Raw genomic sequence first — 6,381 nt, forward strand, 5'->3', positions numbered from 1 at the left:
GCATGCGGTGCGGGATGAGCGAAAAGGATGGCTCTCTTTTATATGGCTTTGCGCATTGTCAACAGTCACTTCGTAAATGTCTGACGACAAGAATTGGGACACGGGTTTTGCGTCGTCATTATGGATGTGATGTTGGAGCATTCCAAGATGCCAATGCTGATCCTGCGACGATGATGCAGCTTTATCAAGCAATTGTTGAAGCACTTGATGATCCAGAGTGTGGAGAGCCTGGGTTTTCGTTGCAGAGGATTGATCTGACAAAAGCAACGCGTGAAGGCACATTCCATTTTGTTTTAACGGGTGTTTTTTATCCCAATGGGCATTTGGGGGATTGGTCACATAAAGAGCCAATGAGCATCAATTTAGAGGTTGGTGATGACTGAGTTTGAACCTTTACCCCTTTCACAGATTCCTTTGCCACAAATTATTGAAGAGCTTTCTGTTGAAGCAATTTTAGAGCAAAAGATCACGCGTTTGACTGAGCTTTTTGCGGCGCATCATATTCCTTATAATGTGGAAAAGACGGCTTATGATCCGGTTGTCATTCAATTGCAAGCGGCGGCTTATGAAGAGTTGCTCTTGCGCCAGCGAATTAATGAAGTGGCGCGAGATAATTTACTCACATTTGCCCGTGGAACAAGTTTAGATCATTTGGGGGATTTTCATGGGGTCACGCGCCTTTTGGATGAAGATGATGAGCGGTTTCGCCGCCGCATTCGTTTGAATAGACAAGGACATTCCACAGGTGGCACAGCGCCACGTTATCAATATTTTGCCCTCTCAAGCGATATCCATGTCAAAGATGCTTTTGTTTATCGTGTGGCTAAAAGTCCGCTTATTCATGTTGCGCTTTTCAGTGACGCTCCTTCAGGGGTGGCTGATGAGGCTTTGATTGCAAAGGTTCAAACAGCCCTTGATGAGCCCCATGTTAAAATGACCAATGACCACATCTTTGTGAAAAGCGCGGTACAGCGGATGATCAATGTTTCTGCTGATTTTTGGTTGTTACCGGATGAAGGCTCCTTTGTTTTGGAAAGAGCGGAGCAGAATTTAAGAGCAGAATGGGCGCGTGCGCAAAGGCTTGGGCGTGATTTGTCTTTAAGTTGGATACTAAGCCGCTTGATGGTTGAGGGCGTTCACCATGTGAACATAACGCAACCTTGTGAGGATATTTTGGTCGCACCTGATGAAGCTGTAGCTTTGGGGGATATTGTCTTGTCTGAACGGGGGCGTGCTTATTGATGCTTTCCTCACTTTTGCCACCGAATTCGAGCTTGTTTGAACGCTGTTTTGCAGAAGCAATGGCTCTTGACCCTCACGTTAAAACGGCACTCGAAGAAATACCCCGCGCGAAATTTATCACGCGTCCGCCTTCTTGGTTGCCCTTTTTAATAGACGAATATGGCTTACAAGAATTAAACCCTTATTTCTCTAATCTTTATGATTTAATTGATCAGGGTCTTGCATGGCAAAATATTCGTGGCTCCCTTGCTGCAATAGAGATGGGGCTTGAATGGCTCCAGATTACAGCACGCTTTCAACCCGCATGGACGGGGCGGATATGGTGGAATTCCTTTCAACTTGATTTTGATCAGTTGCCTGAACGCAAAAGCCTTGAAGCCATTGAAGCGATTACTGACCTTTCCAAAAGTTTGCGCTCTGATTTTCGCCGTGGGACCTATGGTTATGATGTGCAAGCTGTTGAATGCAATATGTCACGCCTTGATGACAGCATGTTGGAGTATGAAAGCGGTGTTCGCTTAACAGCTGGGGGCACTTTGTTTTCCTTTGGGCGCACAACAGAGATAGNATCCCATTTCACGACGACGTCCGTGAAGGGTATACCGTAAAATCCATTGAGCACCACCATCTTTACGCTTATGAAGTAACAAGCCAGCACCATCATTATATTTGCCAGCTCCCAATGTTGCGTCAGATCTTGCATTAAGACGGTTCATAAGAGCCATTTTTTACTCCTTTCTTATATAATTTTGATCCACACATTCATCCCACTTGTTATGTGCAAATGAGTGGTTTTGATTGAAGCAATATAAACTGATTTAAAATGAGACAATCTTAGGTTATTCGGGACTCTCATNAGCACGTTCTCACAAGAGAAGAAGGCAGGCTTATTGGCAATTGGATAGATGATGGGGATGAAGAGTTAAGCTGGGAACAAATCGATTATCCATGGGACATGGCAAACTTTCCGTGGTGTTCGGTCAAAAAACATGAACGCGATATGCTCATGGCAGAATGGTTTAGCAACCGCACGCTTTATCTCGTGTTAAGAGACAGCCAAAATGCCGTGATTGGCACTCGCAGATGCTCTGCTGTAGCGCCTGTCGAACAGGCTTTGGAGGGCGTTTACAGCCATTGTGGCAATCACTATCAGCCCTCCCCGATGGGCACAGCGCTTCTTGTGGCAGCACGCACAGACTTTCACGATGTTGAGGACAAACAAGCAGCATTTGTTTCCCTTCTCGTTCATGCCACCCCCAAACAAGATATTCCCTTTGGCAAGCTTTGGTTGGAGCCTGATGAACTGAATGGTGGTGTAGAGATACTCAAAACGCCCATTAATATTCCTTTGCGTGCCGATGTTCGCGAACAATTCAAGATTTTATTGAGGTTTTAATATGAAGCATGAAAGTGGTTTACCCTTTGCAATTGACAGGTCTCGCGGCAAAGAGGAACAACAAAGCGTTGTCTTTTATGGCACGCGTCCCTTTATTCAAAGTGGTGAACTCAATGAAGTTCAAACCATTATAAGGGGGCGGCATGACCGTTTGGGGCGCCTTGTGGCACAAGAAGGAGACCGCGTTGAACGGGCTGATGCTTTTGTCAACAAAGAGACAAGGACCGTCACTTTAACGGATGGCAAGATTTATATTGCCGGTGATATTTTCCCCGTTGCACCTGCGGTACTCAACAATGTTTCCATGATTGGACGCTTGGAAATTGGTGTGAAGCTGCAAAAAAAATGGATAACACACGAAGATGATCCAGAGCTCTTGGGGCAAGTCCCTGGCACATTGGCAGAAGGAGAGCCCGGAGCGGCACGCGAAACAGCAAAGCTTGTTTGGGCACTGAAAGAGGATGCGCAGAATGGCACTTTCTTTCCGGTTTATATTTTACAAGATGGCGTTTTGATTGATCAAAAATCGCCCTCATTGCTTGAACCCGCCATGCAAGCTATTGCGACGTACGACCGCGCCCATGGACATTATATCGTGAGTGGCTGCCGTGTGAGCGCATTGGGAGCAAACAACGGTTGCCAAGTGTTTAGTATTCAAGAAGGAGAAGCCAATATCAATGGCTTTAAACGTAAACGCCTTGCCGCCTTGCGCCATGAAGAGATGCAAGATTTTTCGACAAGCGTTGTTCCTAGCGAAACGCATATTTTTGCGCCTCCAAAAGGGAAAACAAGTTTTACCTTTAAACCCTATTATTTTCCTATTGCCGATATTCAGTCTCTTTTGTTGACAAAAGAAAAAACTGTTAATGTCACCCGTGGTGCAGTTGCCGCAGGGCGTGATGGTGTTCCTGATAAAAGCATCACCTCTTTTATTAAAGTCGTTCAAGGAAGCAAGGAATTTAAAGAAGGCACAGATTTTAAAAAAACCGGAGACACCATTGATTGGGCGCCCGTAGGAGACGAACCTTTAGCAGGGAGCAGCTATAAGGTGACTTATCGCTATCGCGCAAAAATCACGGCTGATAAAGTAACAGCAAAGGAAATCACCGTCTCAGGGGGGGCGCAAGATGGCGATATTATCGTCAGTTACACTTACAAATTGCCGCGTATTGACCGTATCGGTCTCAACACAGGGGGCAATGTGGTTTACATCAAAGGTATCTCGGCAGATCACCCCATGGCACCCAGTGTTCCTGATGATGTGTTGTCCCTTGCAACGATCACCAACAATTGGCTTGAAACGCCGGTTGTGGTCAATGATGGCACACGGGTTGCCCCCTATGATGAGATGTGGCGCTATTTTCAACGGGTGCTTTCGCTTGATCGATTGATGCAATTAGAGCGTATTAAAAGCAATGTGGACTCTAAAGAACCTGTTGCCAAAAAAGGCATGTTTGCAGACCCTTTTCTGGATGATAGTTACAGAGATGAAGGCTTTCAACAAACGGGGGCTGTAGGCAACGGCATTTTGCAGCTTGCCATTGACCCAACATTCTATACTGCTCCTTTAAAAGCGCCTGTCACCCTTGACTGGACAAATGAAGTGATCATTGCACAAGAGTTGACAACGGCTTGCGAAAAAATCAATCCTTATCAAAATTTTGCACCCCTGCCTGGTACAGTAACCCTTGAACCCGCAACAGACTTTTGGCACGAACAGCGCACCGATTGGCTCTCAAGCGTGACCAATCAAATCATTATGGGAAAACATCGCGGCAGTACCATACGTAGAACAGAAGTAAGCGATAATTTCATCAACACACACCAAGAACAAATCGACTTTTTAAGACAAATTACCCTTTCCTTTAAAATTGAAGGTTTTGGCAGTAGCGAAATCTTGGAAAGTCTTACCTTTGATGGTGTGGATATCTTGCCAGCAAGCCGCCTTGTTGCCGATAGACAAGGCGCCCTTGAGGGAACTTTCACGATTCCACAAAATATTACCGCTGGTACAAAAAATGTCGTGGCACAGGGGAAAGGGGGCACCATTGCAACGGGACTTTTTACCGGACAAGGTCTGATTGATGTGAAAGTGATGCGGCGTACCACAACGGTGAAGATATGGACGCAATTTGACCCACAAGCGCAAGTCTTTACCCCCGATGAAACACGACAAATAACCGGTATTGACTTTCATCTTTGTAAAATCGGTCATCAGAACCATAATTTGGTGATTGATTTGGTCACCACCGAAAATGGCTATCCCACTGCCGATATCCAAGCACAAAGCTTTTATTCCATGAAGGATGCGAAAAGAGGATGGGCTGGGGCACGCTACGAGGTACCCTTGTTAATCCCTAATGATCGTCTCACGGCTTTTGTCATTAAAACCGATGATGCTGATCATTCTGTTTCACTGGCAAAGCTTGGAGATTTTGATGCAGAACACCAGAGATATGTCTCAAGCCACCCTTATGTGACCGGTCCACGCTTTTCTTCTGTCAATGCACAGACATGGACCGCGCATCAAGATGAGGCTTTAGCCTTTCGCGTGTTGGCGGCACGCTACACACAAACAGAAAAAGTCGTAGACTTAGGCACTTTTGATCTTGTGGACTGCTCTGATTTGCAAATACGCGCAGCCATTGAGTTGCCTTCAAGTGAGTGTTCTGTCATCTTTGAAATTGAACGAAACAATGGCACAATTTATCAACTTCTTCCCTTTCAATTGCTCAGTCTTACTGAATATATCAGTGAAAAGGTCAAGCTTCGCGCCATTCTCAAAGGGACAGAGAAACTCTCACCTGTTTTGTTTGCTCCTGTTCAATTGATTGCGGGGAAGATCCATAAGGAAGCGACCTATGTCACGCGTGCTTTTGCCTTTGGTGAAAAAGCAAGATTGACCAGCTATATCAAAACCTTTTTACCAGGCGGTGCAACCTTCACACTCGAGATGCAGCTGGATGATGGTGGTTTTGTCCCTTTGAAATTAGAGGAAACAGAACAACTCGCTGAACCACTTTGGACAGAGCGCAAATTTATCAGTGGTGACAAAACAGCCAAACAAGCGCGCTTAAAACTCACGCTTACCGGTGGACCAGCAGCGCGGTCCATGGTGTGTGATTTTGGCGCAGGCATATTATAATGGGAAAACAGAGATGACAAAAACCAAAAAACTCAATATGGACTTGCCACAAGAGGGGCGTTTTATCAGTTCTGAATTCCCCATCTTGCGCGAAAACTTGGGCAAACTTGACCAAGCTCTTTTAGCTGTTGAGGAAAAGATAGACGAAAAGGTGCCTTTACACCACACGCATACCATAAGCGAAATCGCAGATCTAGAAAGCGCTCTCAATGGCAAAATGGCAGCGGATAAAACCTTCACTTTTGCTGATTTAAGCGATATCGAGGGGGCAAAAGATGCCGCTAACAACTATGTTCTCTACAAATCAAGCAACAATAACTTTACCTTTGGCAGTGCTGTCTCCCTGTTAGGCGCGCACCAACATAAAACCGAAGATATCGTGGGTCTTGACGATTTTAGAGCCAAGCTTAACGAAGATCTCACAAGCTATGGTCGCCTCACAAGCCCCAATGAATGGCAAAGTTATAATAAATTTACCAGCAAAGTCACAATGAGTGGTGCCTTAGAGCTTTTGGGCAATTCGTCGTTTAGCCTTATTCATAATGGTGAAACGGTGACAAGTTTAAGCACAAATGGAAGCTTTCTTAAAGGACCTTTG

General features: G+C 45.4%; 4 protein-coding genes and 3 pseudogenes. 6 read left to right on the forward strand and 1 reads right to left on the reverse strand.

Going from position 1 to position 6,381, the window contains the following annotated elements; genetic code table 11:
* Nucleotides 1-2 precede the first annotated feature (2 nt).
* The 3 genes and pseudogenes from ACFIMG_RS06180 to ACFIMG_RS06190 all read left to right on the forward strand — a co-directional run.
* A complete protein-coding gene (locus ACFIMG_RS06180; RefSeq protein WP_375633729.1) occupies nucleotides 3-383 on the forward strand; it encodes a GPW/gp25 family protein in 381 nt (126 codons plus the stop codon).
* On the forward strand, nucleotides 376-1,242 hold the full coding sequence (locus ACFIMG_RS06185; RefSeq protein ID WP_375678764.1) for a baseplate J/gp47 family protein: 867 nt from the start codon (nucleotides 376-378) through the stop codon (nucleotides 1,240-1,242). Before ACFIMG_RS06180 ends, ACFIMG_RS06185 begins: the two co-directional genes overlap by 8 nt.
* A pseudogene (locus ACFIMG_RS06190) lies at nucleotides 1,242-1,808 on the forward strand (phage tail protein); the annotation flags it as partial. The gene ACFIMG_RS06185 and the pseudogene ACFIMG_RS06190, both read left to right, overlap by 1 nt.
* A gap of 3 nt (nucleotides 1,809-1,811) precedes the next feature.
* Here ACFIMG_RS06190 and ACFIMG_RS06195 read toward each other — a convergent pair.
* Nucleotides 1,812-1,967, reverse strand: a pseudogene (locus tag ACFIMG_RS06195) (integrase); the annotation flags it as partial.
* A 132-nt stretch (nucleotides 1,968-2,099) separates the two neighbouring features.
* Here ACFIMG_RS06195 and ACFIMG_RS06200 point away from each other — a divergent pair.
* The 3 genes and pseudogenes from ACFIMG_RS06200 to ACFIMG_RS06210 all read left to right on the forward strand — a co-directional run.
* Nucleotides 2,100-2,638 (forward strand): annotated as a pseudogene (locus ACFIMG_RS06200) (phage tail protein); the annotation flags it as partial.
* A 1-nt stretch (nucleotide 2,639) separates the two neighbouring features.
* Entirely contained in the window at nucleotides 2,640-5,783 is a 3,144-nt protein-coding gene (locus ACFIMG_RS06205; protein WP_375693586.1) for a DUF4815 domain-containing protein, read from the forward strand.
* 13 nt (nucleotides 5,784-5,796) lie between these two features.
* The coding region (locus tag ACFIMG_RS06210; protein ID WP_375679144.1) for a Bgr_08870 family protein at nucleotides 5,797-6,381 on the forward strand (585 nt) is incomplete at its 3' end.

Source organism: Bartonella sp. AP11XZML, from assembly GCF_042196445.1.
Classification (GTDB): Bacteria; Pseudomonadota; Alphaproteobacteria; order Rhizobiales; family Rhizobiaceae; genus Bartonella.

What these genes read in the sequence shown, in the direction of transcription:
- ACFIMG_RS06180 (WP_375633729.1), top strand. Translation starts at nt 3, where the DNA reads ATGCGGTGCGGGATGAGCGAAAAGGATGGCTCTCTTTTATATGGCTTT.
- ACFIMG_RS06185 (WP_375678764.1), top strand. Translation starts at nt 376, where the DNA reads ATGACTGAGTTTGAACCTTTACCCCTTTCACAGATTCCTTTGCCACAA.
- ACFIMG_RS06205 (WP_375693586.1), top strand. Translation starts at nt 2,640, where the DNA reads ATGAAGCATGAAAGTGGTTTACCCTTTGCAATTGACAGGTCTCGCGGC.